This window comes from Mesorhizobium sp. 01N446 (assembly GCF_056399285.1).
Window position 1 is genome coordinate 322,513 of sequence record NZ_JBFTRA010000003.1, and the last position, 25,492, is coordinate 348,004.

Consider the following 25,492-nt stretch of genomic DNA (forward strand, 5'->3'; position numbering starts at 1 on the left):
CCCACAATTCTTCAGATCGCCAGATGCGTTTCGGGATCGAAGAAATGGAGCTTGGTATCATCCAGGGCCAACCGGATTTCCGAACCGGAGCGGACTGCGCTGTCCGGTTCGAATCTCGCCACCGCATTCGACGTCAGGCCGAAATCCTGCACCGCGTCGGGGTCGCCGGAGTCCACCCGGATGGCGTCGATGTTCAGATGGACGATATGTTCCGACCCGAGTTCTTCGATCGAGGTCACCCTTGCCGGTATCGTCTGATACTTGCGGCCGGATTCGAGGCTGCTGTCATAGAGATCCTCCGGCCGTATCCCGAACACGACCTTGCGCCCCGCATACGACTTCAAACCCGGCCGGCGCACGAAGGCTGCATCCTGCAGCCGGATGGAAAAGGCACCGGACATCAGTTCGCCGCCCGTCATGGTCGCCTCGAAAAGGTTCATCGAGGGAGAACCGATAAAGCCTGCAACGAAGGCGTTCACCGGCGATTCGTAGAGCCTTTTGGGTGTATCGACCTGCTGCAGCACGCCGCCCTTCAGCACGGCGACCCTGTCCCCCATCGTCATCGCTTCGGTCTGATCGTGGGTCACATATATGGTTGTCACGCCGAGCTGCTTTTGCAGGCGAGTGATTTCGGCGCGCATTTGCACGCGCAGCTTCGCGTCCAGATTGGAAAGCGGTTCGTCCATGAGAAAGGCGGCCGGCTCGCGCACCATGGCGCGGCCCATGGCGACGCGCTGACGCTGTCCGCCTGAAAGGGTCGCTGGTTTGCTGTCCAGCAGAGACGTCAGCTGAAGGGTTTTGGCGATCTCGTCCACGCGCTTCCTGCGCTCGGCCTTCGGCTTGCCTGCCAGACGCATGGAAAAGGCGATGTTTTCGAACACCGTCATATGCGGGTAGAGCGCGTAGCTTTGGAAGACCATCGCAATGTCGCGGTCCTTGGGCGGCATGTCGACGACGTCGACGCCGCCGATCCGAAGGCTGCCGCTGGTGACGTCCTCCAATCCCGCGATCATTCGCAACGCGGTGGATTTGCCACAGCCGGACGGCCCGACGAGAATCAAGAACTCGCCGTCCTCGACCGCCAGGTTCAATTGGTCGATTGCGTGAAAATTGTTCCCGTAGGTCTTGCAGATATTCTCAAGAACGACTTCTGCCATATTCCTCCCTCCACAAGTCTAAGCCACTGATTTTTATGATTATCCTCGGCTTGTGTTCACCTGTGAGATATTTGCTCGGATAGTTCGGGCTATGTGCCGGTATCGAGTTGCGCATGTTTCAGTTCGACTGCCGACGGCGCGTTCGTCGACGCCAGCAGTTCCGTGACCTGGTCGGCGGTCGGAAGCGCCTCGCGCCCGCCACGCCCCGTTATCGAAAGGGCCGCCGCCGCGGCAGCGAATGCTACCCGGCCTGCGGTGTCGGTTCCGCGCGTCAATGCATGGGCGTAGGCGCCATGAAAGCAGTCACCGGCGCCGGTCGAGTCGACCACGACAACCCGGTGCGGGGGCAAGTGCCAAAGCCCTGTCTCGTCGTGTCCGCGATAAAAGACGCCCCTGCCGCCATCGGTCAGAACGACGGCGGACCGCGACGGCGACCACAATGCATCGAGTATCTCGGCGGGCGATCGGCGCCCCGTGGCGGTCCGCGCAAAGCCGAGTGGAAGAATGAGATGGTCGCAGAGCGCGATCAGCCGCTCCGTGGCTGGGCCGCTGCTCCATTCGATATCGCCGAGGATCGCAAGGCCGAGATCGCGCGCCCGAGCCACGACATCCAGCGACCCGACGCCGTAGCTGTCTACGATCAGGACGGTCGCGCGGCTGAGGACTTCGTCGGGAAAGTCCGGCGCGGTGCCCAGCATCGCTTCGTCGTCATACGCGATGAACCGCTCTCCGTCCGAGCCGACCGTGATACGTGAGCGCACCGGGCGCGCGTGCGGGTGGCGAGGCGCGAATGCGGTTTCAACACCGCTCTCAATGAGATCACACAGCACGGCGTCGTCGGCGGCATTGCCCAGCCATCCGACGAACCCGGCGCTTCCGCCGAGCCGCGCGACGGCGGCAAGGGCCGTCGCGACATTTCCCCCGAAAGCCCGGGCACTTTGCAGAACCTTCCCCTTGCCCGCCGACAACGGCTGATCGACATAGACGATGTCGTCGATCGCAATCGCGCCGAAGCCGAGGATTGAAGGGACGGTGGGCATCGTTCAGGCACCCGCCTTCGCCAAGGCGTCTTGCGCCGAAAGGCCGTCATGGATGACGCCCCGGAAGGCAATCGCTGCCTTTTCCGGATCGCCGTGTCCCCAGAGATTGCGGCCCACCACAGCACCGCGCGCGCCGGCACGGATGGCGTCCGCCGTCTGCTGAAGGGCGCCGAGCAGCGTATCGGTCTTCGGACCACCGGCGATCACAACCGGCACCGGGCAGGTTCGAACGGTCTCTCGAAACGACTCGAAATCGCCGGTGTAGCCGATCTTGATCACGTCGACGCCGGACTCGTAGCCGATGCGTGCCGCATAGGCGATCTCGTCGGGGGTGAAGACGATTTTTGCCCCGTCGGTGAAATCGCGAGGGTAGATATGCGCCACCACCGGCATGCCGTAGCGGGCCGCCGCATTCACCGAATCGGTCAGCCAGCGAATGTATTTGCCCTCGGTCGCGCCGCGCACCGGAATGGCCACGGCCAAGGCATCGGCGCCAGCGCGCACCGCATCCTCGGGCGTTGCAATCAGTTCACTGATGCGATCGTCCGGGGTGAAGCAGCCGGCCTGGATCACCAGGGAAGCCTTGCCCGCATATTGCGGCCACAGATGGCGCGCGGTGCCTGGCTGGATGCTGACGTAGTCGGGCTTGCCCACCATGACGCGGGCAAGCGCGCCCGGCAGGTCGGCAAGACCGCCTTTGCGCACGTCGCCATAGCCGACAAAGTGGTCGACCGCGCCGCCGAAAAGATTCCCCGACGGATGTGAGAAGAGGCGCGCAAGGCGCACTTTGGTTCCGAGGCTCATGAGTCCAAAATTCTCCAATCGATTGATTTCAAAATCCTGGACCTAGTGTTTGCGAAAGAAAGGATAAACACAATCTTTCGAAATCTTTCGAATTCGCGTATTTTTGGCCGAGTGAACCGAGGCTAGGGCGATCGCCTGGCGCATGGAGGCAAGGACAGGGCAATGTTGTCAGAGCAGAGACGCCAAGCGATCCTGGGTGAAGTGCAACGCAGCGGACAGGTCCGCATCAAGGACCTGTCAGACGATTTTGGCGTGTCGGAAGTCACGGTGCGCTCCGACCTCGAGATACTGGACCGCAAGGGACTGCTGACGAAGACGCGTGGAGGGGCCGTGACCCGGACCACGGATTCGACCACGGCCGCGTTCGCCCGGCGGATGCAAACGAATCTCGATGCAAAGAAACGCATCGCCCGGGCAGCGATAGAACTGTTCGAGGACAACCAATCGGTCATCTTCGACGGCGGCTCGACTCTGATGCAGGTTGCCATGCTGTTACCGCCGCTCAGCAATGTCGTGGTCGCGGCCAGGGCAATGAATATCGTGCAGCATCTGATGCATCGGCCCGGCCTCGACGTTCACATGATCGGTGGCCGGGTCTATCCGGACACGGTGAGCACGCTGATCACCGATGCCGACACGGCTCTCGGCGGCTTGGTGGCGCATCAGGTCTTTGTCGGAGCGCATGCGATTGACTCCTCACTGGATGTGGTCGACGTGAACGAAGACATGGCGCGAACGAAGCGAAACCTCGTGCGCATGGCCCGGCGCGTTGTCCTCCTTGCGGATTCGAGCAAATGGGGCGTCAGCGGGACTTCCAAGGCATTTTCGCTGTCGAGCGTCGATGTCGTGATCACCGACGATGGCCTGTCCGGCCCGATACGCAGCCAGCTTGATAGGACCGGGGCCAAGGTGATCTACGCCTGACCCCGTCGCGGTCCCTGATCGCGGCGGAAATATCCAATGCGCGCATGACCCATGGGATTTGCATCGGCGCCCGGCCGTTTTTTCATGTTTGTCATTTTCTCCTCCCAGGGCTGGCAGCCTCCCGATTTCGCGCCAGCATTTCCGCATGGTCTATAAAAATTTTACGCGCGTCAATATTTAAAATGTTGTATAGCGCTTTTCGAGGATGATCCGTTGCGGCGCAGCGGATCCGGCAGAACATGAGCATGTTGGGAGGACCAATCGAAAATGCAGGCAAAATCACAGGAAAAGCTTGGTATCGGCGTCATCGGATGCGGCAACATCTCGATGACCTACCTGCGCAATGCCGCCCTTTTCGGCGGCATGGAACTGCGTGCCTGCGCCGATATCTCCGCCGACATGGCGGCGTTGCGGGCCAAGGAATATGGCATCCGGGCGCTCGGCGTCGATGCGCTGCTTTCCGACCCCGAGATCGATCTCGTCCTCAACCTGACCATTCCGGCGGCGCATTTCGACATTTCGTTTTCAGCCCTTTCGGCGGGAAAGCACGTCTTCACCGAAAAGCCGCTGGCGACGTCGGCCAGCGACGGGCGCCGCCTGGTGGCGGAAGCGACCAAGCGCGGGGTGCTGCTCGGCTCGGCGCCCGATACGTTCCTCGGTGCCGCCGGACGGCGCGCGCGCCGCCTGATGGATGAGGGTGCCATCGGCCGCCCGGTTACCGGCACCGCCTTCATGATGGGGCGCGGCATGGAGCACTGGCACCCGAACCCGCAATTCTACTACCAGCCGGGCGGCGGCCCGGTGTTCGACATGGGCCCCTATTACCTGACCATGCTGGTCAACCTGCTTGGTCCCGTCGCCCGTGTCATGGCGATGGCGACGCGTGGTCAGGAGGAGCGCCTGATCACGGCCGAGGGGCCGTTCAAGAACACCACATTCAAGGTCGGCACGCCGACCAACGTGCTGTCGTTGCTCGAATTTCGCTCGGGCGCCACCGTCACCTTCGGCGCCTCATGGGACGTCTTCAAGCACTCCAACCATCCGATCGAACTGCACGGCACGGAAGGCTCGCTGCGCCTGCCCGATCCCGACACGTTCGGCGGCACCGTCTCGCTGTCCGAACGCGGCGCGGAGTGGAAGGATTTCGCCAGCGAAGGCGACCTCTACGGCGCCCGCAACTGGCCCTACGCCGCGCCCGACCGCGCCAACTACCGCATGCTCGGCGTCGCCGATCTGGTGCGCTCGCTGGAGACTGGTGCGGCGCCTCGCGCCTCCGGCAATCTGGCGCTGCATGTGCTGGAGATCATGGAGGCGATCCTGCGTTCAGGCGAAACGCAAAGTTCCGTCGCCATCATCGGTGATGTCGTCCAGCCGGCGCTGTTGACCGAGGACGAGGCAAGCAGCCTGCTCGCCTAGGTACTTTTTGTCTTCACGCAATTCCCAAGGGAAAACGCATGCGCTTTCCCGGGAAAACCGCTGTACACTTTTCCTGGAATTGCTTTCGATGGAGATAGCGATGACGCTCGATCCTGATGCTTTGCGCGCCCTTGAAATCGGCCATGCAGCCGGTGGCGAGCCCTTCGAAAACGGCAGTGTCGCGGCGGCTCGGGTTGCCTACAACGCTTCGTTCCCGACACAGCAGGGCGAGCACGAGCCGGTGGCCGCGACCTCGCACCAAGAGATCGGCGGGCCGAATGGCCCGGTCACGATCCGTATCCATCGCGGCATCGGCGCGCCGCGGGCCGGCGCGCGCGCCGTGCTCTATCTGCATGGCGGCGGCTGGGTCATTGGCAATCTCAATTCGCATGACGAGATCTGCCGATGGCTGGCCAATCTGAGCAACGCCGTCGTGGTCTGCGCCGATTACCGGCTGGCGCCGGAGCACAAATTTCCGGCGGGGCTCGAGGATTGCATGGCATCGCTCCGCTTCATGGCGGAGAACGCCGGCGAACTGGGCATCGATCCGGCCCGTATCGCCGTCGCCGGTGACAGCGCCGGCGGCAACCTTGCCGCCGTCCTGGCGCTGCTCGCCCGCGACGGGCTGACGCCGCCGCTTGCCGCGCAGATCCTGATCTATCCCAACACCGATGCCCGCCAGACCGCGGACAGCTACCGGCGTTTCGGCGACGGCTTCGGGCTCACCGCCTCCACCATGGCCTGGTTCCGCGACCATTATGTACGCACACCGGACGACATCAGCGACTGGCGCGTCTCGCCGCTGCTGGCGTCAAGCCTTGCCGGCGCCGCGCCGGCGTTTGTCGTGACCGCCGGCCATGACATCCTTGCCGATGAAGGCACGGCCTATGCCGAGCGCCTGCGGACCGACGGCGTGCCGCTGGTGCTGCGGCCCTGGCCAGGCCAGATCCACGGCTTCGTCTCGATGGGACGCAACATTCTGGCAGCGCGGCAAGCGGTGAGCGAGGCGGCGGCCTGGCTGCAATTGCAGACGCGCATTCAGGCCGACTGACGCATCACCAGCGTCGCGCCAAGCTTGACGTTGCGCGCCAGGCCCTGGCCGGGCGTGTCAGCCTCATCCAGCAAAGCCAGCAGGATCTCGACGCTGCGTCCGGCCATGGCGGCAAAATCCTGCGCCATGGTGGTCAGTGCCGGGCAGGTGTAACGGCTCAGCGGATGATCGTCATGGGCGGCGACACGGAAATCGCAATCGGGCCGGCGGCCGATCTTCAGCCCGCGCGAAAAGGCCGCCGCCATGACGCCGAAAGCGAGACGGTCATTGGCACACAGAAGCGTGCGCGCCGGCAGGCCGCCTGTCTCGAGCGTCCTGTCCATCCATTCATGACCGATGCGCTCGAAATCCCAGCTGTAGTCGCCCGCCGCCTTGAGCACGACGGGTTCCAGACCGGTAGCCCGCATCGTGTCGATATAGCTCTGCAGGCGCTCGCCCGAATTGTGGTTGACGTGCGGGATGTCGACATAGACCGGCGGCTCGCCGGACCGGCAGAGATAGTCGACGATGGTCGACGTGCTCTGGTGGTTGTCGTTGCCGACGAAAGGCGTGTCACCTTCGATATAGGTGTCGAAATAGACGATCGGAATGTCCTCGCTCATCCGCTCGAAGACGCCGGGTTCGGAAACCAATCCCAGCGGAGCGATGATGGCGCCCGCGACCTTCAGCGACATCAGCGTCTTGACCGATTCCGCCTCCAGCTTCGGCGACCCGTGCGAGGAGATGACGATCGGCCAGAAGCCTTCGTCGCGGCAGCGCAATTCGATGCGGCTGACCATTTCGGCATAGAACGGATCGGTGATCGTCGGCACGACAATGCCGACATTGCGGGTGCGCTTGCGGTTGAGATTGCGCGCGAAAACGTTCGGCTGATAGTCCGAGGATCGCAGCGCCGCCTCGATGCGCGCCCGCGTCGCCGGCTTCACACTGGCCGGATCGTCGAAATATTTCGACAGCGTCGGCCGCGACACGCCGGACGCCCTGGCGAAATCGTCCATCGTGCGGTGGGTCTTCTCCGCCATCGATATGTCCAGCCCCCTTGCCCGCGCCCGCCAACCTTCCCGGTCGGGCCAGAATCAGTCTTGCGGCCATCGCCGTGAGGCAGCATTGCTTGACCGAATTTGTTCAGTCAAATTTTCGCGTTTCCAGTACAACGCAAAAGAGTTGCGCGCGTCAAATTATTTATTGACGCTCCAAAAGCCGCGACTTAGGCTTTAAACACGGAGATTTAGAAAGGCGCCAGGCAATCGGGCGCCGCGCATCCGGCATTGGTGAGGACATGAAGAAACTGGTTTGCGCCGGCGAGATCCTGGTCGAGATCATGGCCGAGCGGATCGGCCAGAGTTTCCTTGCCCCCGGCCCGCTGGTCGGCCCGTTTCCCTCCGGCGCGCCGGCGATCTTCATCGACCAGGCGGCACGGCTCGGCCAGCCGGCGGGCCTGATCGCGGCGGTCGGCGACGACGATTTCGGCCATTTGAACATCGAGCGCCTGCGCGCCGACGGCGCCGACATCTCGGCCATCAAGGTCCACAGGGGCGCCGCCACGGGCACGGCCTTCGTCACCTATGAGACGGATGGCAGCCGGCATTTCGTCTACAACATCAAGCAGAGCGCCGCAGGCCTGATCGAGATCGGCGTCGAGGCACGCGCGCTGCTCGCCGGCGCCGATCATTTTCACGTGATGGGCACCTCCCTATTCTCGCCCGAGGTGATCGAGGTGGCTCGCGAAGGGATCGAAACGGTCAAGGCACGCGGCGGCACGGTGTCCTTTGACCCCAACATCCGCAAGGAGATGCTCGATCTGCCGGGGCTGCGCGACGCACTGCACTTCGTGCTGTCGAGGACCGATGTCTTCCTGCCGAGCGGACCGGAACTGTTCATCTTCGCCAGGGCGACCGACGAAGAGACCGCGGTGCGTGAAATGCTGGATCGCGGCATTTCCACGGTGGTCGTCAAGAAAGGCGCGCAAGGCGCCGTTCATTACGACCGGACCGGACGCATTACGTCGCCCGGCTTCGTCGTCGAGGAAATCGATCCGACCGGCGCCGGCGACTGTTTTGCGGCGGCCTTCGTCTCCTTCTGGCTGCGCGGAGAAGCACCTGAGAGGGCGCTGCGCATCGCCAATGGCTGCGGCGCACTGGCGGTGACCAAGAAGGGGCCGATGGAGGGCATCGCCTCGCTTGCCACGGTCGAGGCCTTCCTCGCGGCCGCCAAGACCGGAGCACCGGCATGAGCAAGGCGACGGACAGGCTTGCCGCCATCGCGACGCGCCGGGCGGCAGGCGAACGCAGCGGCATCGCGTCGATCTGCTCGGCCCATCCGCTGGTCATCGAGGCGGCGCTGCGTCATGGCAAGACGCGCGGCGCCGACGTGCTGATCGAAGCCACCTGCAACCAGGTGAACCATGAAGGCGGCTATACCGGCATGACGCCTACGGATTTCCGCCGCTTCGTCGAGACGATCGCCGGCAAGGTCGGCTTTTCCCTCGACAGGCTGGTGCTTGGCGGCGACCATCTCGGCCCCAATCCGTGGAAGCACTTGCCGGCGCCGGAGGCCATGACCAAGGCTTCGCGCATGGTCGATGCCTATGCCGAAGCCGGTTTCACCAAGATCCATCTCGATGCCAGCATGGGCTGCGCCGGCGAAGGTGCCGCACCGCCCGATGCGACAATCGCCGCGCGCGCCGCCGAACTGGCCGCGGTGGCGGAAGCTGCCGCCGAACGAGTCGGCGGCACCAAACCGGTCTATGTCATCGGTACGGAAGTGCCGGTTCCGGGCGGCGCTTTGGAAGCGATGGACCATCTGGCGGTGACGACCCCGGAGGCCGCGCGCGAAACCGTGCGTATCCATCGCGATGCTTTCAGCCGGCGAGGCCTCGACCAGGCCTTTTCACGGGCGCTCGGCGTCGTCGTGCAGCCGGGCGTCGAATTCGGCAATGCCGAGGTGATCGCCTACCGGCCTGAGCAAGCCCGCGCATTGGCCGGAACGTTGCGGGACCTGCCGCAATTCGTCTTCGAGGCGCATTCGACCGACTACCAGCCGGTCTCGGCCCTGACCGCGCTGGTCGACGACGGCTTCGCCATTCTCAAGGTCGGGCCGTGGCTGACTTTCGCGCTACGCGAAGCACTCTATGGGCTGAGCCACATCGCCGACATTCTGGCTCCCGACCCGGCGCGCGAAAGCCTGCCGGCGGTGATGGAGCGCGTCATGCTGGCGGCGCCGGGCAATTGGAAGAACTACTATCACGGCTCCGAAGCCGAACAGCGGATCGAACGCCATTTCTCCTACAGCGACCGCATCCGCTATTACTGGCCGGCGCCGGCGGCGCGGCAGGCAACGGAGGCGCTTATGCATGCGCTGTGTGACCGCGACATCCCCCTACCCCTGATCAGCCAGTATCTCGGCCGCCTCGACGGCGCGGTGGCGAACGGGTCCGTGGCACCAAAAGCCGGGGAGTTGCTGATCGCCAGCGTCACGGAAGTTCTCGACATCTACGCCAGCGCCACCGGCTGAATTGAGGCCGGAAATTGGGAGGCGCACATGGCACCTCCCAATTCCGCATATCACTCGCCGCGCATCGTCGCCTGGAAGGTCGGCAGGTGTTTCTTCTGCGCTTCCAGCATGCGTTCGCGGTAGACGCCGTAGATGACGTCGGTGTCGTGCAGGGTCACACCGGCGATGGTCGGCGAGGCGAAGACCGGCAGCTCGATGCCGCGCTTGGCGAGCTGCTCGGCGGTGCGGGCGATCAGTTCATGCGCCAGGATCATGGCGAGCACGGTCGACGAGCCCGAGACCGGCCGGCTCCAGCCTTCGACAGGGACAATCGCGTCCTCGATCGGCGAGCAGGTGTCGATGACGAGGTCCGCGGCATCGGCCAGCCGCTTGCCGGAAGAGTGCGTTGCGGGCTTGTCGAGATTGTTCTTGCTGGTCACCGCGACGACGAAGATGCCGCGTTTCTTGGCATAGAGCGCGGTGTCGATGCCGGAGGAATTGCGGCCGCTGTGACCGAAGATGATGATCGAGTCGCCCTTGTTGAGCGGCTGGTGGTCGAGGAATTTCTCGGCGTATTTTTCCGTCCGCTCCAGCCACAAGAGTTCGCGCACGCCGCCGGCGCCGAGCACGTTGTGCCACATGACGCGCGGGTCGGTCAGCGGGTTGAAGCCGACATAGCTGCCATAGCGCGGGAACACTTCCTGCACCGGCAGCACGGAATGGCCCGAGCCGTAGAGATGGACCAGCCCGCCGCCTTCGAGCGAGTCGGCAAAGCGGCTGGCGGCCTGGCCGAAGGCCTCTTCATTGGCTTTCGCCGCCTGGTCGATGAGGGCAGAGAGACGGTGGATGTAGAGATCGGACACTTGGGTACTCCTGTTATGTGTCGGCTTGGAAAGGATCAGCTTCTGGGGGCTGACGGGACGCGCCCGGCGCGCAGCGTCGAACGGATTTCGTAGCGGTCGCCCCGCATGATCGAGACGGTGAATTCGAATGGACCGCGCTCGTCGGTGGTGATGCGCTCGACGACGAAGGCAGGGCTGCCCACGGGCAGGTCGAGCAGTTCGGCGTCCGCCGCACCGACCGCGCCGACGCGGTAATTCTCGCGCGCGGCCACCGGCACGATGCCGTAATGGCGCTCCAGCGCCTCGTAGAGCGAACCCTGCAGCAGGCCGGCGTCGAGGAAGCCCGGCACGCGCACGGCCGACAACTGTGCCGTCTGGATGCCGATCGGTTCGTTGTTGCCGAGCCTCAGCCGACGGATGCGCACCACCGGATCGCCCTCCTCGATCTCCAGCGCGCCGGCGGCGGCGGCATTGGCCGTGGTCAGGCTGCAGTCGAGCAGGCGTGAGCCGGCGACCACGCCCATATTGCCCATCTCCTGGGTGAAGCTGGTCAGTTCGCGGGTGCCGGCGACCAGCGTGGTCGAGCGCACGAAGGTGCCGCGGCCATGTTCGCGCCGCAGCAGCCCGGCCTCCTCGAGATTGCGCAGAGCATGGCGCAAGGTGATTCGGCTCACGCCAAACAAGGCGCACAGCCTGTCCTCGGCCGGGATCTGGTCGCCCGTCGCCCATTCGCCGCTCTTGACGATGGCGCGGATCGCTTCCTCGACCTGATACCAGAGTGGTTCCGGCCGTCTGCGGTCCGGCTGCTGAAAGCTCGCTTCGCTCATCGCACCTGCCTCCACCCTTCCCCCACGCGGCCGGCCAGCGCCGCGCCGACTAGTCCCGCCCCCGGACCGAACTGGCCGGGCTGGATCTCGATGCCACGCAAATGCCCAGGCAACTGACGGCGCAGTGCCGCCAGCATCGGCGGCCGCATCACGTCCAGCGCCTCGGCCAGCCCGCCCGAAATCAGCACCGCCTGCGGATCGAGCAGCGCCACCGCGCCAGCAAGCGCTGTGCCGAGCTGACGCGCCGGCACTTCAAGCAAGGTCTGCGCGGCAAGCTCCCCGGCGCGGGCAGCGGCGATCAGCTGGCGGCTGTCGGCGAGCCCGATCTGGCCGGCAAGCGCATCGAGCGCCCGGCCGGAAGCGACGCGTTCCAGCCAGCCGCTGCGCTCCCCACCATGGTCCTTGATGTCGGCGCAGGCCCAGCCGAACGAGCAGGCGCCGCCATGCGCACCGGCAACGATGCCGCCATTGGCCAGCACCGCCGAGCCGATGCCGGTGCCGATCGCCAGCAGGATGGCGTCCGACATGCCCTTGGCGCTGCCTTCAACAGCTTCAGCCAGCAACGCGATCTGCGCGTCATTGCCAAGCGCGATGCGCAGGTCCGGAAACAGCGCCTGGAGGTCGACACCGTCGAGGAATGGCAGGTTCGGAATCCAGCGGCAGACCGAGCCCTCGACCAGCCCCGGCACGGCGATGCCAAGCGCCTCGACCGAGCCGGCTTCCGCGCACAGTGCGTTGATGCGGGCGACAAAAGCGTCGAGGCTTGCCGGTGCCGGCTCACGGCTCAGCACCTTCAACGCGCCGATGTCGCCGGTCGAGATGGCGGCGCGCAGATTGGTGCCGCCGAGATCGATGGCCAGAACGCGCGTCATCGGGCTGACCCTTTGCCGAACGGTGGCGAAAACAGGCCGCTGCCGGCATTCCAGGAATGCGAGGCGGCAGCGAAAGCCTGGGCGTGGCGCGTGCCGCGCAGGCAGCCGCGCAGCCGGTAGAGCGCGCTGTAATAGTCGACATAGGGAAAGCTGCTCAGGCCTCGCGCCAGTTCGTATTCCTTGACCGCCTCGCTCCAGGCCTCGAAACCGTCGCTCACATCGACAAGATGTTCCGGGCGGAAGCCTTCATCGTCCTCCCAGTTCTCGCCGAACAAAAGCAGTTGGGGCGTGTGTGCGGCATGGTCGCTGGCAATGGTCGGCAGGGCGGCGAAGAAGATGCCGGTTTGTGTGAGATGCGCGGCGGCACGATGATCCTTGTGCCAGCTGCCGTGCCAATGGGTGATGACGATCTCGGGCTTCAGCTCGCGAATGACGTCGCAGACTTCGAGCGCCGTCTCATCGTTGGAAGGCAGGAAGGCATCGCGCAGGCCAAGGCTGCGCGAAGTGACGCCGAGCCGCGCGGCCGCCCTGCCCGCTTCCTCTTCCTTTTGCACGCAATAGTGCCGGGGGATCAGGCAGGGGTGGCCCTGTTCGCCCATGGTCAGGTGCAGGAAGGTCACCGTGGCCCCGCGCTTGACGGCGGCGGCGGCCAGCGGCCCGGCGATCACCTCGGCATCGAAGGCGTGTGCGCCGACCACCAGGATGGAGCGCGCGGCGTAGATCCTGTCCTCGATCATTTCATGCCTCCCCCGGCGCCGACGCCTTCGCGAATCTGGCGCGCCAGCAGACAATACATGATCAGGATGGGCGCCATGGAGATCGCCAGCGAGGCGAACACCAGGCCCCAATCGGTACGGAACTGGCCGACGAAGACGCTGATTGCCAGCGGCACGGTCTTGTAGCGGTCGTCGAAGATGAAGATCAGCGGGAAGAAGAAATCGTTCCAAACGGCGATTGCCGTGAAGATGGCGACGATCGACACCGCCGGCTTCACCATCGGCAGGATGATCTGGAACAGGATGCGGACCTCGCCGGCGCCGTCCATACGCGCCGCCTCGTCGAGTTCGGAGGGCAGGACGCGCATGAAATTGGCGAAGATGAAAACGGCGAAGGGAATGCGGATCGCCGAATAGACCAGGATCAGTCCGGTCAGTGAATCCAAAAGCCCGAGATTGCGCATCAGCGTGAACAGTTCGACCGAGGCCAGCCGGATCGGCAGCATGATACCGGACAGGAACAGGCCGAGCATGACAGCATTCCAGCCGAGCCGGTAGCGGCTGAGCGGATAGGCAGCCATCGCCGAGACGACGATGGTGAGGATGACCGCGCCGCCGGTTACGATCAGGCTGTTGATGAAATTGTGGCCAAGATCGGCGCGCGTCCAGGCGTTGACGAAATTGTCGAGAGCCCAGCTCTGCGGCAGGCCAAGCCGGTTGTCGTAGATCTCCGCCGTGGTCTTGAAGCAGGAGACAACGAGGATATAGAGCGGCAAAAGCACGGCGGCCGTCCACACGGCGAGCACCGTCCAGCCCGGCAGCCGCGCCAGCTGCCGCGAGATCACAGGCCCGCCTGAAATCGCCAGTGCGCTCATAACTGCACCGTGTGGCGGTCAAAGAAGCGCAGCATCAGCAGCGTGCCGGTGCTGAGGATCAGGAACAGCATGGTGCCGAGCGCCAGCGCCAGCCCGATATCGGTGATGCCGACAGCGCCTTCCGCGCCGAAGGCCAGCCGGTAGAAATAGGTCACCAGCGTGTCGGTCGAATAGCTCGGATTGCCCTGCACGCCCTGCATCACATAGACGATGTCGAACTGGTTGAAGGTGTTGATGAAGGACAAAGTCGTCAGCGTGCCCAGCGCCGGCATCAGAAGGGGCAACGCGATCGAGAACAGCATGCGCGCATTGCCGGCGCCGTCGAGTTTCGCCGCCTCGAAGATCTGGCCGGATATTTGCCTGAGACCCGCAGTGTAGATCAGCACCGGCAGGCCCATCCAGTTCCAGGCATCGACGGCGATCAGCATGCCAAGTGCGGTATGGCTGTTGCCGAGTACGGTGAGACTGCCCTGGTGCAGGCCGAGCCCGTTGAACGCCCATTCGACGACGCCGCCCGGCGCCAAAAGCAGCCGCCACAGCGCGCCGACGATGACCGGGCTCAGCACCGCCGGGAAGAAAAACACCGACTGGAAGAAGGCGGCCCCCCGGTCGCGCAGGAACAGCAGCCAGGCGAACAAAAGCCCGATGCCGTTCTGGAAGACCATGATGCCGAAGAACCAGGCGGTGTTGTGCCACAGCGCGCCGTAGAGCCGCGCGCCGCTCGGGAAAACAAACAGCCGCGAAAAATTCGACAGGCCGGCGAATTCGACCATGCGCAGCCCCTTCCAGACGAAGAAGCTGCCCCACAACGACATCGCCAGGGGATAGAGAACGAACAGGGCGTAGACCGCCAGCGCCGGCAGGATGAACAGCACGGCCATGCGCTGCTGCGTGCGCTTCAGGCTGCTTGTGCGGCGAAGGTTGCTCATGCGCTGTTTGTGCCCGGTGAGAGGCCGGCCGCGATGCGGCCGGCCTGGCTCCTTACTGTTTCGGCTTGAACCAGGTGGCGACGGCGGCCTGCATGTCTGCCGCCAGCTTCTCCGGCGCGATGTTGCCTTCGACCATGTCGATGATCTCCGACTGCAGCACGGAGGATGCCGTCGGCGACTGCCAGCGGAAGCCGACCAGCGTCAGATAGGGCGTCGAATTCTTCGACATCGCCATCATCTGAGCCAGCACCGGATCCTTGACCGTGACATCGGCGCGGGCCGGCGGCCAGCCAAGTTCGTCAGCGAACATCTGCGCGAATTCGGCCGAGGCCATGAAGCCCAGCACCTTGGTCGCGGCTTCCTTGTTCACACTTTCGGAGACGAGCCCGTAGGAGCCGTCTGAAAAAGCCGAGGTGTAGAGCTTTGCTCCGGCATCGTCGGCCGGGAACGGAAAGATCGAGAATTTCAGCTTGGGGTTCTGCGCCTTAAAGCTGCCGTTCTCGAAAGAGCCGCCGAGGAACATCGCCGCCTTGCCGCCGATGAATTGCTGCGTGGCGGTGGTGTAGTCGATGCCGGCGAAGCCGTCGGGGAAATAGGGTTTCAAATCGGCGAAGCGCTTCAGTGCCGCGACATAGCGCGGATCCTCGAAGGTCGCCTTGCCGGTCATCATCTCGTCGTAGAAGTCAGGACCATAGACGGTCGGGCCGATGACACCGACGCCGATCTCCAGCTCCCAGGCCGAGCCATTGGCGCCGCCGGTGGCGATCGGGGTGATGCCGGCCGCCTTCAACTTCTCGCAGGCGGCGACGAAATCCTTGTAGGTCTTGGGGATTTCGATGCCCTGGGCGGCGAAAATATCCTGATTGTAGAAGACGCCCATCATCGGCACCGAATAGGGCACGCCATAGAGCTTGCCGTCGGTGCGGCCGCGCGCGCCGCCAAGCGCGGCATCCGCCATGTTCTTCAGCTCCGGCACGCTGTCGTCGAGCACGTCGAGATAGCCGGCGTCGACGAAGGGCTGCAATTCGCCATAGGCCTTAAGCTGGGCGATATCAGGCCCGCGGCCGCCGCGCAGCGCGGTGCTCAGCCGGTTCTGGTAGTCGGCGTCAGGCGTGAACTGGATGTTGACCTTGATGCCGGGGTTCTTGGCCTCGAAGGCATCGAAGATGCGGCGCATCGCGGCCTCGTCCTCGGTGCGCCAGCTCCATAGCGTCACCGTCCCGTCGGCCTTTGCCGGGAGGGTCGTGAAGACGCCGGCGCAGGCGGCGGCAAGGCCACCAATCAGGCCAAGGGCGGCGCGCCGGTGAAGTGAAAGCATGCTCATTGCCAGTCTCCCATTGTTTCTGTCCTTGGCGTCTCGCGACATTTCGATGCCGCGAGAGAGTCATTCGCTCGGCCAAGTCATTATAACGACATAGCATCATTCGCAAGAGGTCTGGCCGACCTTCGGGATGGCGCTGTCAAGGAATATCTGGCGGCTCGACGCAGACAATATGTTGTTTTTAAAAGATAAAATCGTGAGATTCGGTAACGCGAAGAAATCTGAAACCGGTCAACACCAAGCTTTTTCGCCGACAGGCCCTTGCGCCGTTGCCTGAACTTGTCATAACGTCATCGTGATCGATGGACCCGAGGGGAGGATGAGGAATGTCGTTTGCCTGGACTTCGAAACTGGCGCTGGCCGCGGGGCTGGCCATCCTGCCCGCCACGGGCTGGGCGCAATCGGTCAACATCTCCTATCTGACGCACTGGTCGCCGGAGACGGTCGCGCTGCTGGAAGCGGCGGCGAAGGACTATGCCAAGACCAATCCGGACGTCAGCGTCACCGTGCGCGCCGTTCCCTTCGGCGATCTCCTGACCACGCTGCGCTCGCAAGGCGGCGGCGCGGACGGGCCGACGATCGGCGGCATCTACGATCTGTGGCTGCCGGAACTCGCCCGCGACAAGCTGGTCGCGCCCGCTCCCGAAGCGGTGGCCAGCGAGGTCAAGGCCTCATGGCCTGCGGGCGTCACCAGCGCCGCCTCTGTCGGCGGCACGCTCTACGGCATTCCCAACGAGATCGACGTCTATGCGCTGAACTACAACAAGGCGCTGTTCAAGCAGGCCGGCATCGCCGCCCCGCCCAAGACCTGGGACGAGTTCAAGGACGCGGCCAAGAAGCTGACCAACAAGGAGGCCGGCCAGCAGGGCTTCGGCATGACAACAGTTGGGCGGCCGGTGTCGTCCACCCCTTCGCCTCGCTGCTGGTGTCCAATGGCGGCGATCTCGTCAAGGACGGCAAGCCCGCGCTGGACAGCCCGCAGGCCACGCAGACCTTCCAGCTCTATGAGGACCTGATCAAGTCGGGTGCCAGCGTGCCGGCCATGGCGACAGCGGATGCCAACACCACAGGCCCGTTCCTGGATAATTTCGTCTCCGGCAAGACCGGCATGATCATCATGGCCAATTGGTGGGAAAGCGCGCTGAAGACAGGCATGGGCGACAAGTTCGCCGACATCGCCACGGCCCCCATCCCCGTCGGCCCGAGCGGCGACAAGCCGCATTCGATCTCCTATTCCTGGATGACGGTGGTCAACGCCAATGCCGGTGCTGCCGAGCAGAAGGCGGCGTGGGACTTCCTCGCCTGGCTGAACAATCCAAAGTCCGGCAAGAACGGCGCCTCGGCGATGTCCGACATCTTGATGTCGATGGGCATCCTGCCCTCGCGCCTGTCCGATATCGAGGCGCACAAGGACAAGCTTGGCTCGGAATTCCTCTCCGGCTACGTCAGCGTGCTCACGGATGCCAAGCCGTTCCCGGTGGTGCCGGGCGGGCAGGAATTCTCGGAATCGCTGCAGCAGACGATCGAGGCGTTGCAGTATGGCCAGGTCTCGGCCAAGGATGCGCAGGCGACGGCGCAGGCCGACGCCACATCGATCCTGGAGCGCGCCGCCAAATAATGATCCAGAGGTACCGTGCCTCGGCGGGCATCATGCTTGCGCCCGCCGTGACGCTGATCGGCATCTTCATCCTTTTGCCGATGCTGCTCACCGTCTGGCTGTCCTTCCAGGACTGGTCGACGCAGACGCCGTTTTCCAGCGCCAGCTTCATCGGCCTCGACAATTTCCGCGAGATCTTTGGCGCCTCGTCGGTCGGGCGCGATTTCAAGGGCGCGCTCACCAACACCGCCATCTACACCGCGCTCTCCGTCATCCTCATCCTGCCGCTGTCGGTGGCCTTCGGCCTGATGGTCTACCAGCATGACGTGGCCGGCGGTACGGCGCTGCGAACGGTGCTGTTTTCCACCTACATGGTGCCGATGATCGCGGTGGCGCTGGTCTGGTCGAAACTCTATTCGCCCAGCGAAGGGCCACTCAACCAGATGCTCGGCCTGGTCGGCATCGGCCCGCAGCCCTTTTTGTCGTCGCCGCGCTCGGCGTTGGTCTCGATCGTCTTCCTCAATGTCTGGCAGCAGGTCGGCTATTTCACCGTGCTGGCGATCGCCGGGCTGACGCAGATCCCCGGCAGCCTTTACGAGGCAGCGAAGCTCGACGGCGCCAACCGATTCGAACAGTTCCGCTTCATCACGCTGCCGCTGATGCGGCGCACGCTTTTGTTCAGTGCCGTCATCGCCATCATCAACGCCGTGCAGGTGTTCGAGCCGGTGGCGCTGATCACGCAAGGCGGGCCGGTTGGCGCGACCAACGTGCTCACCTACCACATACGCCGCGTCGGCATCGAACGCGCGCAGGGCGGGCTGGGTTCGGCCATGGCTGTCATGCTGATGCTGTCGCTGATCGTCGTGGTCTGCGCGCTGTTTGCTCTCGCCAACCGGAAGGATCAGGAATGAGCGGGGGATCGTCCCGCCGGCTGTCGCGCAAGCGCCCGTCGGGCCGCAAGGCGCTGCTGGCGACGCTGATGTTGCTGGTCGCCGTGGCCTCGGCCTTCCCGCTGGTGTGGATGGTGCTGTCGAGCCTGAAAACGCCGGCCGAAAGCATGCAGGTGCCGCCGGTGTGGATACCGCATACGCCGAGCCTCGACGCCTATGAAAAAGTTTCCGGCGTGGTCAATGTCGGCCGCTCGATGTGGAATTCCCTGGTCATCGCCTCGATCACCACCGCCGGCATCCTGATCACCAGCATGATGGCCGGCTATGCTTTCGCCAAATATCATTTCCCCGCCAAATCGCTGCTGTTTTCGGTGCTGATCGCAACCATGTTCCTGCCGCCGATCGTGACGCTGATCCCGCTCTACCGCCTGGTCGGCTCGATCGGCCTCAACGCCAGCCTCGCCGGCATCATCGTGCCCAACCTCGCCAATGCCTTCGGCATCTTCCTGATGCGCCAGTTCATTTCAGGCGTGCCGGACGACCTCATCGACGCCGCGCGCATGGACGGCGCTTCGGAACTGCTGATCCTGTTCAAGATCGTGGCGCCCAGCGTTGCGCCGGCCATCGCCGCGCTTGCGCTGTTCGCCTTCGTCTATCACTGGAACAGCTATCTCTGGCCGCTGACGGTCCTGCAGGGCAATGCCGACGCCTATCCGATCGTGATCAGCCTCAGCCGCCTGCTCAGCTACAACAGGGGCGCGGTGAACACCGGCCTGGTGATGGCCGGCGCGACACTGGCCGTGCTGCCGCCGCTCATCCTGTTCGTCCTGCTGCAACGCTTCTTCGTCGATTCCATCGTCGGCTCGGCCATCAAGGGATAGCTGCTTCAGTACGGCAGTCCGACATAATTCTCGGCGAGTGCGGTCGACGCCGCCTGCGAGTGCACGAGATAGTCGAGTTCGGCCTCCTGGATGCGCTGGCCGAAGTCGCCCGTGTCGGGAAAGCGATGCAGCATGGTGGTCATCCACCAGGAAAAGCGCACCGCCTTCCACACGCGCGCCAGCGCCTTTTGCGAATAGGCCTCGATGCCAGCTTGCGACTTCTCCAGATAGAACTCGCGCAAGCCGGCGAAGAGATAGCGCACGTCGCTGGCTGCGAGGTTGAGGCCCTTGGCGCCGGTCGGCGGCACGATGTGGGCGGCGTCGCCGACCAGGAACAGTCGACCGAAGCGCATCGGCTCGGCAACGAAGGAGCGCAGCGGCGCGATCGACTTTTCGAAGGACGGCCCGGTGGTGACACTGGCCGCGGTCTGTTCCGGCAAGCGGCGGCGCAACTCGTCCCAGAAGCGGTCATCGGACCATGCCTCGACGCGATCGTCCTGCGGGCACTGCACATAGTAGCGGCTGCGGTGCGTCGAACGCATCGAGCACAGCGCGAAGCCTCGCTCGTGATTGGCGTAGACCAGTTCGTGATCGGCCGGCGGCACTTCGGCCAGCACGCCGAGCCAACCGAACGGATACTGCCGCTCGAAGGTTTTCAGCGCAGCACTCGGCACCGATCTGCGGCTGACGCCGTGATAGCCGTCGCAGCCGGCGATGAAGTCGCAATCGACGCGATGGCTGATGCCGTCCTTGTCGTAGGTGACGAACGGTGCGACGCCATCGAAATCATGCAGCGCGACATTTGCGGCCTCATAGACCGTGACGAGGCTAGCCGCCTCGCGCTTGTCCATCAGATCATGCGTCACCTCGGTCTGGCCATAGACGGTGACATGCTTGCCGCCGGTGAGCGCGGCGAGATCGATGCGGTGCAGGCGCCCGTCGAAAGCCAGTGAAATGCCGGAATGCGGCAGGCCTTCGGCATGCAGCCTCGCGCCAACACCAGCATCTTCCAGCAATTCGACCGTGCCCTGTTCGAGCACCCCTGCCCGCACGCGGCCAAGCACATGCTCGCGGCTCGAGCGTTCGAGAATGACCGTCTCGACGCCGATGCCGGCCAGAAGCTGCCCAAGCAGCAGGCCGGAGGGTCCGGAGCCGATAATGGCGACCTGGGTGCGCATCAGTGACCGAGACTTTCGACCTGCGCGGCCAGTTCGGCGGCAACGCGCAGGGATGCGGCGGTGGCAACGACAATCTGCGGCAGCAGCAGCCATTCCAGCGTCCAGGCCGCGCCCGAACGCTCCTGCTCATGCAGCAGCGCCTGATGCATGCCGGAAAGCTGCGTGGCGTTGAAGCGGGCCAGCGCCACCAGCGCCTCGGCCTTCACCGGGTTCTGCTTGTGCGGCATGGCCGACGAGCCGCCACCGCCGGAAAGCGCGATGTCGGCGCCACCCTGCGCCATCAGCGCAATGTCCTGGCCGAACTTGCCGAGGCTGCCGGTAAGCAGCGACAGCCAGCCCGCGAAATCGGCGAGCGCATCGCGTTGGCTGTGCCATTGCGGTGCGTCGGCAAGGCCGAGTTTTGCGGCAAGCGCGGCGCGCACCGCCGGCCCCTTGTCGCCAAGCTTTTCCAGCGTGCCGGCAGCGCCCCCGAACTGCACCACCAGCAGGCGCCTCGCCTGTTCCGACAATCTCTCCCGATGCCGCTTCAGCGGTGCTCGCCAGGCGGTCACGCGATCGGCCACTCTGATCGGGATCGCTGGCTGCATCCGGGTCATCCCGGTCAGAGCCCTGCTCCCGAAGCGCTCCTCCAGCGAGGCAAGGCGCAAAATCGTCTCGGTCAGCAACAGGCCGAGATGCTCGAGGATCGATTTCAGCCGCAGCACCAGGCTCGTATCGATCACGTCCTGGCTGGTCGCACCGAGATGAACGAAGCCGCCATGTGGTTCGCCGACCGCCGCCCTGATCTGGCGCACCAGTTCCGGCACCATGACGCCGTCCCTGGCGACGGCGGTCCGCAGCAAGGCGGTGTCCGGCCGGAACGAGCCGAGCGCCGCCGCGATCGCCGCTGCCGCGTCTCCGGCGATGATCCCGCTCTCGGCCTCGGCTTCCGCCAGTGCGCGCTCGAACGCCAGCGCCGCCGCGATCTCCGCCTCGACGGAAAAGAGCCTCGACGCTTCCTCGTCGCCGAGAAGAGCGGAAAGCAGAGGATGGTCGAAGGGCGATACGGTCATGTCCTGTTCTTCCTGACCATCAGCTGTCGAAGAAGACCGTTTCCTTCTCCCCCTGGAGATGGACGTCGAAGACATAGGTGTCGCCGTGGCGCTCGGCGATCAGCGTCGGCACGCGAACGCGATGCTCGATGCGCGCCAGGATCGGATCCTCGCCATTGGCTTTTTCCTCGTCGGAAAAATAGAGTCGTGTGTGCAGGCCGAGATTGATGCCGCGCGCGACGATCCACAGCGTGATGTGCGGCGCCATCAGGCGACCATCCCGGAACGGCACGCGGCCGGGCTTGATCGTCTCGAAGGCACAGACGCCCGTGTCCATGTCGGTCGGGCAGCGGCCCCAGCCGAAGAAGTTCGGATCGGCCGCGCCGCGCAATTCGGCCGGCGAATTGTAGAGCCCGTCGGCGTCCGCCTGCCAGATCTCGATCAGCGCATCCTTGAGCGGCGTGCCGGTGCCGTCGAGCACGCGGATATTGAGAGCGATGCGCTCGCCCCTGGTTTTGTCGTTGACCATGGTCGAGCCAAGATCACTCTCATAGACGCCGCTGATGCCGCAGAAATTCGGCGTCAGCCCGATATGGACGTACGGCCCGGCTGTCTGCGAAGGGCTCTCCTTGAGCCTGTCGAGCGACTGGCTCATCAATTGCCCTCCAGCCGGTTTTCGAACAGTGACGAACGGCGGCCGCGCAGCACGATGTCGAACCTGTAGGCGAGCGCATCCATCGGAATGGTCGCCTGCGTGTCGAGGACGGCTGTCAGCGCCTCGATGGCCGCCTTGTCGGCGATACCGCGCACGATCGGGCATTTCCAGATCAGCGGGTCGCCCTCGAAGTACATCTGCGTGATCAGGCGCTGGGCAAAGCCATGGCCGAAAACCGAGAAATGGATGTGCGCCGGGCGCCAGTCATTGGGTCCGTTCGGCCAGGGATAGGGCCCGGGCTTGACGGTGCGAAAGGCGTAGAAGCCATCCTCACCTGTAATGGTGCGGCCGCAGCCGCCGAAATTCGGATCGAGCGGTGCCAGATAGCCATCCTTCTTGTGACGGTAGCGGCCGCCGGCATTGGCCTGCCAGAATTCGAGGAGCACGCCGGGAACGCCAACCCCACGCTCATCGAGCACCCGCCCATGGACGATGATGCGCTCGCCGATGGCGCTCTCGCCGGGCCTGGCGAAATTGTGGATCAGGTCGGCGTCGAGTTCTCCCAGCATGGCATGGCCGAAAACCGGCCCGGCAATTTCCGACAGCGTGTTGTCGAAGGACAGAAGTGCCTTTTGCGGCGAGCGCAGCACCGAACTTTTGTAGCCCGGCGTCAGCGCCGGCGGATGCCATGTCCGGTCGCGCTGGAAGAAAGCGCCGGTCTCGGGCCTCCGGTTCGAGCCGGACTCAGCGGGCATTGTCGGCTCCGTCCATTTCCGAAAACACGTCCTTGGCTATTCTGAAGGCACGGTTGGCGGCCGGCACGCCGGCATAGATGGCGACATGCAGGAACGCCTCGCAGATATCGTCGCGCGTCGCGCCGGTGTTGGCGGTGGCGCGCACATGCAGGGCGACCTCCTCATCATGGCCGAGTGCGGCCAGCAGCGCCAGCGTGACGATCGAGCGCTCGCGCTTGCTGAGGCCCGGCCGTGCCCACACCGTTCCCCAGGCGGCCTCGGTGATCAGTTCCTGGAAGGGCTGATCGAAATCGGTGGCAGCGATCTCGGCCCGATCGACATGCCGATCGCCGAGCACCGCGCGGCGCACCGCGAGACCAGTGCGATACCTGGCTGCGTTGCCGGGGACTTCATCCATGGTTTTGTGCTCCAGAGGCAAGCGACGCGACAAATTCGCGGATCAGGGCGACCAGCGCTTCAGGCCGTTCGACGCAAGGGATATGTCCGGCGTCGCGGATGATCTCGAAACGCGAACCGGGGATAAGGGCGGCCAGCGAGCGGACGAGAGGAGGAGGCGTCGAGCCATCCCGCTCACCGACGACGCAGAGCGTCGGCACCGAGATGCGGCGCGCCGCGTCGGTGAAATCGGCGTCGCGGATAGCGGCGCAGGTTCCGAGGTAGCCGGCGGGTGCTTGCCGCGTCATCATGTTCCAGTAGCCGTCCAGCTCGGCCACCCGCGCGGTGTGGAAGGCCGGAGTGAACCACAGTTTGAGCACGCTATCGGCAATGGCCTGGATGCCTTTGCGCTCGACGACCGCGATGCGGGTGTTCCAGCTCTCATTCGTGCCGATCTTGTGGGCCGTGTCGCACAGGATCAAGGCCTCGACGATCCCGGGGCGCCTGGCATAGAGGGCTTGTGCGATCATGCCGCCGACCGAGAGGCCGCACAGCACCACCTTCTTCCACCCGAAATGATCGATGAGACCCGAGAGATCGTCGACATGATCGTCGATCGACTTGATGTCGCCGATATCGGACAGCCCGTGGCCGCGCTTGTCATAGACCAGCAAGGACATTTCGCCATCAAGTGCGGCGACAACATCGTCCCAGATCCGGAAATCGGTGCCCAGCGAATTGATGAATATGATCGCGCACGCATTGCCGGTCGCCTTGACGTGGCGATGATGCAGCGTGATGCCGCCGATGGTGACGAATGGCACGATTTCGATCCTCCTCCCCCACATTGCACAAGGCATTTGGTTCGGTAAAATGATATTTTTCGCCATTCCATTAACTCAGGGGTTATCAAATCCATGGCCGAAAGCAGCATCCGCTTCCGTCACCTGCAGGCATTCCTGGAAGTCGCGCGGCAAGGCAGCGTGGCCCGCGCCGCCGACTTCCTGCATGTCAGTGCGCCTGCGGTGACCAAGACGTTGCGTGAGTTGGAGGAGGCGCTCGGTGTCGCCGTCGTCGAACGTGACGGGCGCGGCATCCGCGTCACAAGGCTCGGCGAGATCTTCCTCGGCCATGCCGGCTCGGCGATTACGGCGTTGAAGCGCGGCGTCGATTCCGTTCGCCAGGACGGCGCCATCAATCGCCATCCGATCCGCATCGGTGCGCTGCCGACCGTGTCGGCCAAAGTCATGCCGCAGGCCATCAGCCTGTTCCTCGGGGAAAATACCGGGGCGGCTATCAAGATCGTCACCGGCGAGAACGCCGTGCTGCTCGAGCAATTGCGTACCGGCGCGCTCGATCTGGTCGTCGGGCGGCTGGCGGCGCCCGAAAACATGACCGGCTTCTTCTTCGAGCATCTCTATTCCGAACAGGTGCTGTTCGTTGTGCGCGCCGGACACCCCCTGCTCGAACCGGGAGCGGATATCTTCGCACGGCTCGACGAATTCCCGGTGCTGATGCCGACCCGGGAATCCGTCATACGCCCCTTCGTCGATCGCCTGTTCATCACCAATGGCATGACCGCGCCGGCGACCGAGATCGAAACCGTCTCGGACTCTTTCGGCCGCTCCTTCATGCGGCAGAGCAATGCGGTGTGGATCATCTCTGCAGGGGTCGTCGCCAACGAAATCGCCAGTGGCGCCTTCGTCGCCCTGCCGGTCGACACCGAGGAAACCAAGGGGCCGGTCGGCTTGACGATGCGGACGGATACGGCGCCCTCGCCCGCCTTCACCATCCTGCTGCAAACCATTCGCGAGGCGGCAAGGCCGGGCAAGTGAGGCGTCGGACCGTTCGGGCCGGGCTGCAT

General features: G+C 64.4%; 25 protein-coding genes and 1 pseudogene. 9 read left to right on the forward strand and 17 right to left on the reverse strand.

The genetic code is table 11. From position 1 onward, the window contains the following. Positions 1-11: 11 nt before the first annotated feature. The 3 genes from AC1DPX_RS15785 to AC1DPX_RS15795 all read right to left on the reverse strand — a co-directional run bounded on the left by AC1DPX_RS15785 (position 12) and on the right by AC1DPX_RS15795 (position 3,001). Entirely contained in the window at positions 12-1,157 is a 1,146-nt protein-coding gene (locus AC1DPX_RS15785; protein WP_477237919.1) for an ABC transporter ATP-binding protein, read from the reverse strand. 89 nt (positions 1,158-1,246) lie between these two features. Next, on the reverse strand, positions 1,247-2,197 hold the full coding sequence (locus AC1DPX_RS15790) for a PfkB family carbohydrate kinase (protein ID WP_477237921.1): 951 nt from the start codon (positions 2,195-2,197) through the stop codon (positions 1,247-1,249). Positions 2,198-2,200: 3 nt separating this feature from the next. Next, a complete protein-coding gene (locus tag AC1DPX_RS15795; protein ID WP_023756676.1) occupies positions 2,201-3,001 on the reverse strand; it encodes a beta/alpha barrel domain-containing protein in 801 nt (266 codons plus the stop codon). A 162-nt stretch (positions 3,002-3,163) separates the two neighbouring features. On the opposite strand from AC1DPX_RS15795, the gene AC1DPX_RS15800 reads away from it, so the two are divergent. The 3 genes from AC1DPX_RS15800 to AC1DPX_RS15810 all read left to right on the forward strand — a co-directional run bounded on the left by AC1DPX_RS15800 (position 3,164) and on the right by AC1DPX_RS15810 (position 6,392). After that, entirely contained in the window at positions 3,164-3,925 is a 762-nt protein-coding gene (locus AC1DPX_RS15800) for a DeoR/GlpR family DNA-binding transcription regulator (RefSeq protein ID WP_477237923.1), read from the forward strand. 267 nt (positions 3,926-4,192) lie between these two features. Next, positions 4,193-5,341, forward strand: a complete 1,149-nt coding sequence (locus AC1DPX_RS15805; protein WP_477237925.1) for a Gfo/Idh/MocA family protein — start codon at positions 4,193-4,195, stop codon at positions 5,339-5,341. 100 nt (positions 5,342-5,441) lie between these two features. Next, a complete protein-coding gene (locus tag AC1DPX_RS15810; RefSeq protein ID WP_477237927.1) occupies positions 5,442-6,392 on the forward strand; it encodes an alpha/beta hydrolase in 951 nt (316 codons plus the stop codon). Here AC1DPX_RS15810 and AC1DPX_RS15815 read toward each other — a convergent pair. Beyond that, a complete protein-coding gene (locus AC1DPX_RS15815; RefSeq protein WP_202355497.1) occupies positions 6,380-7,414 on the reverse strand; it encodes a LacI family DNA-binding transcriptional regulator in 1,035 nt (344 codons plus the stop codon). The two genes, AC1DPX_RS15810 and AC1DPX_RS15815, sit on opposite strands and share 13 nt — an antisense overlap. A gap of 257 nt (positions 7,415-7,671) precedes the next feature. Here AC1DPX_RS15815 and AC1DPX_RS15820 point away from each other — a divergent pair, with 257 nt between their 5' ends. Next, the gene (locus tag AC1DPX_RS15820; protein ID WP_202355498.1) at positions 7,672-8,625 is read left to right on the forward strand and encodes a tagatose kinase; all 954 of its coding nucleotides are present in this window, start codon (positions 7,672-7,674) and stop codon (positions 8,623-8,625) included. Then, positions 8,622-9,905: a D-tagatose-bisphosphate aldolase, class II, non-catalytic subunit gene (locus AC1DPX_RS15825; RefSeq protein WP_477237929.1), complete on the forward strand. Its 1,284-nt coding sequence runs from the start codon at positions 8,622-8,624 to the stop codon at positions 9,903-9,905. The genes AC1DPX_RS15820 and AC1DPX_RS15825 overlap by 4 nt, the downstream gene beginning before the upstream one ends. A 50-nt stretch (positions 9,906-9,955) precedes the next feature. Here AC1DPX_RS15825 and AC1DPX_RS15830 read toward each other — a convergent pair whose 3' ends face one another. The 7 genes from AC1DPX_RS15830 to AC1DPX_RS15860 are packed head-to-tail and all read right to left on the reverse strand — an operon-like array spanning position 9,956 to position 16,269. Then, positions 9,956-10,747, reverse strand: coding sequence for a sugar isomerase domain-containing protein (locus AC1DPX_RS15830; protein ID WP_202355500.1), 792 nt, complete (start codon positions 10,745-10,747; stop codon positions 9,956-9,958). A 35-nt stretch (positions 10,748-10,782) separates the two neighbouring features. Next, on the reverse strand, positions 10,783-11,553 hold the full coding sequence (locus AC1DPX_RS15835; protein WP_202355501.1) for a GntR family transcriptional regulator: 771 nt from the start codon (positions 11,551-11,553) through the stop codon (positions 10,783-10,785). Beyond that, the gene (locus tag AC1DPX_RS15840) at positions 11,550-12,425 is read right to left on the reverse strand and encodes an ROK family protein (protein ID WP_477237931.1); all 876 of its coding nucleotides are present in this window, start codon (positions 12,423-12,425) and stop codon (positions 11,550-11,552) included. Before AC1DPX_RS15840 ends, AC1DPX_RS15835 begins: the two co-directional genes overlap by 4 nt. Further along, positions 12,422-13,162: a PIG-L deacetylase family protein gene (locus AC1DPX_RS15845; RefSeq protein WP_477237933.1), complete on the reverse strand. Its 741-nt coding sequence runs from the start codon at positions 13,160-13,162 to the stop codon at positions 12,422-12,424. Before AC1DPX_RS15845 ends, AC1DPX_RS15840 begins: the two co-directional genes overlap by 4 nt. Next, complete coding sequence (locus AC1DPX_RS15850; RefSeq protein ID WP_477237935.1) at positions 13,159-14,016, reverse strand: carbohydrate ABC transporter permease; 858 nt, start codon at positions 14,014-14,016, stop codon at positions 13,159-13,161. Before AC1DPX_RS15850 ends, AC1DPX_RS15845 begins: the two co-directional genes overlap by 4 nt. Continuing rightward, positions 14,013-14,945: a carbohydrate ABC transporter permease gene (locus AC1DPX_RS15855; protein ID WP_202355505.1), complete on the reverse strand. Its 933-nt coding sequence runs from the start codon at positions 14,943-14,945 to the stop codon at positions 14,013-14,015. The genes AC1DPX_RS15850 and AC1DPX_RS15855 overlap by 4 nt, the downstream gene beginning before the upstream one ends. A 52-nt stretch (positions 14,946-14,997) precedes the next feature. Continuing rightward, positions 14,998-16,269, reverse strand: a complete 1,272-nt coding sequence (locus AC1DPX_RS15860) for an extracellular solute-binding protein (protein WP_202355506.1) — start codon at positions 16,267-16,269, stop codon at positions 14,998-15,000. 323 nt (positions 16,270-16,592) lie between these two features. Between AC1DPX_RS15860 and AC1DPX_RS15865 the strand changes: the two are divergent. From AC1DPX_RS15865 to AC1DPX_RS15875, 3 genes and pseudogenes are all read left to right on the forward strand, one after another. After that, a pseudogene (locus tag AC1DPX_RS15865) lies at positions 16,593-17,884 on the forward strand (ABC transporter substrate-binding protein). Further along, positions 17,884-18,774 carry a carbohydrate ABC transporter permease gene (locus AC1DPX_RS15870; RefSeq protein ID WP_202355508.1) on the forward strand — a complete coding sequence of 297 codons (891 nt, stop codon included), beginning with the start codon at positions 17,884-17,886 and terminating at the stop codon, positions 18,772-18,774. The pseudogene AC1DPX_RS15865 and the gene AC1DPX_RS15870 overlap by 1 nt, the downstream one beginning before the upstream one ends. After that, complete coding sequence (locus AC1DPX_RS15875) at positions 18,771-19,634, forward strand: carbohydrate ABC transporter permease (RefSeq protein ID WP_477237937.1); 864 nt, start codon at positions 18,771-18,773, stop codon at positions 19,632-19,634. The genes AC1DPX_RS15870 and AC1DPX_RS15875 overlap by 4 nt, the downstream gene beginning before the upstream one ends. Before the next feature lie 5 nt (positions 19,635-19,639). Here AC1DPX_RS15875 and pobA read toward each other — a convergent pair whose 3' ends face one another. The 6 genes from pobA to pcaD are packed head-to-tail and all read right to left on the reverse strand — an operon-like array spanning position 19,640 to position 24,452. Further along, entirely contained in the window at positions 19,640-20,812 is a 1,173-nt protein-coding gene (gene pobA / locus AC1DPX_RS15880) for a 4-hydroxybenzoate 3-monooxygenase (protein WP_477237939.1), read from the reverse strand. Then, on the reverse strand, positions 20,812-21,864 hold the full coding sequence (locus AC1DPX_RS15885; RefSeq protein ID WP_477237941.1) for a 3-carboxy-cis,cis-muconate cycloisomerase: 1,053 nt from the start codon (positions 21,862-21,864) through the stop codon (positions 20,812-20,814). Before AC1DPX_RS15885 ends, pobA begins: the two co-directional genes overlap by 1 nt. 19 nt (positions 21,865-21,883) lie before the next feature. Further along, positions 21,884-22,498, reverse strand: a complete 615-nt coding sequence (pcaG, locus tag AC1DPX_RS15890; protein WP_202355512.1) for a protocatechuate 3,4-dioxygenase subunit alpha — start codon at positions 22,496-22,498, stop codon at positions 21,884-21,886. Beyond that, complete coding sequence (gene pcaH, locus AC1DPX_RS15895) at positions 22,498-23,253, reverse strand: protocatechuate 3,4-dioxygenase subunit beta (protein ID WP_202355513.1); 756 nt, start codon at positions 23,251-23,253, stop codon at positions 22,498-22,500. The genes pcaG and pcaH overlap by 1 nt, the downstream gene beginning before the upstream one ends. Further along, the gene (gene pcaC / locus AC1DPX_RS15900; RefSeq protein WP_477237943.1) at positions 23,243-23,650 is read right to left on the reverse strand and encodes a 4-carboxymuconolactone decarboxylase; all 408 of its coding nucleotides are present in this window, start codon (positions 23,648-23,650) and stop codon (positions 23,243-23,245) included. Before pcaC ends, pcaH begins: the two co-directional genes overlap by 11 nt. Further along, on the reverse strand, positions 23,643-24,452 hold the full coding sequence (pcaD, locus tag AC1DPX_RS15905; RefSeq protein ID WP_477237945.1) for a 3-oxoadipate enol-lactonase: 810 nt from the start codon (positions 24,450-24,452) through the stop codon (positions 23,643-23,645). The genes pcaC and pcaD overlap by 8 nt, the downstream gene beginning before the upstream one ends. A 93-nt stretch (positions 24,453-24,545) precedes the next feature. On the opposite strand from pcaD, the gene pcaQ reads away from it, so the two are divergent. Then, on the forward strand, positions 24,546-25,463 hold the full coding sequence (gene pcaQ, locus AC1DPX_RS15910; RefSeq protein ID WP_477237947.1) for a pca operon transcription factor PcaQ: 918 nt from the start codon (positions 24,546-24,548) through the stop codon (positions 25,461-25,463). The last annotated feature ends 29 nt before the right edge of the window (positions 25,464-25,492 follow it).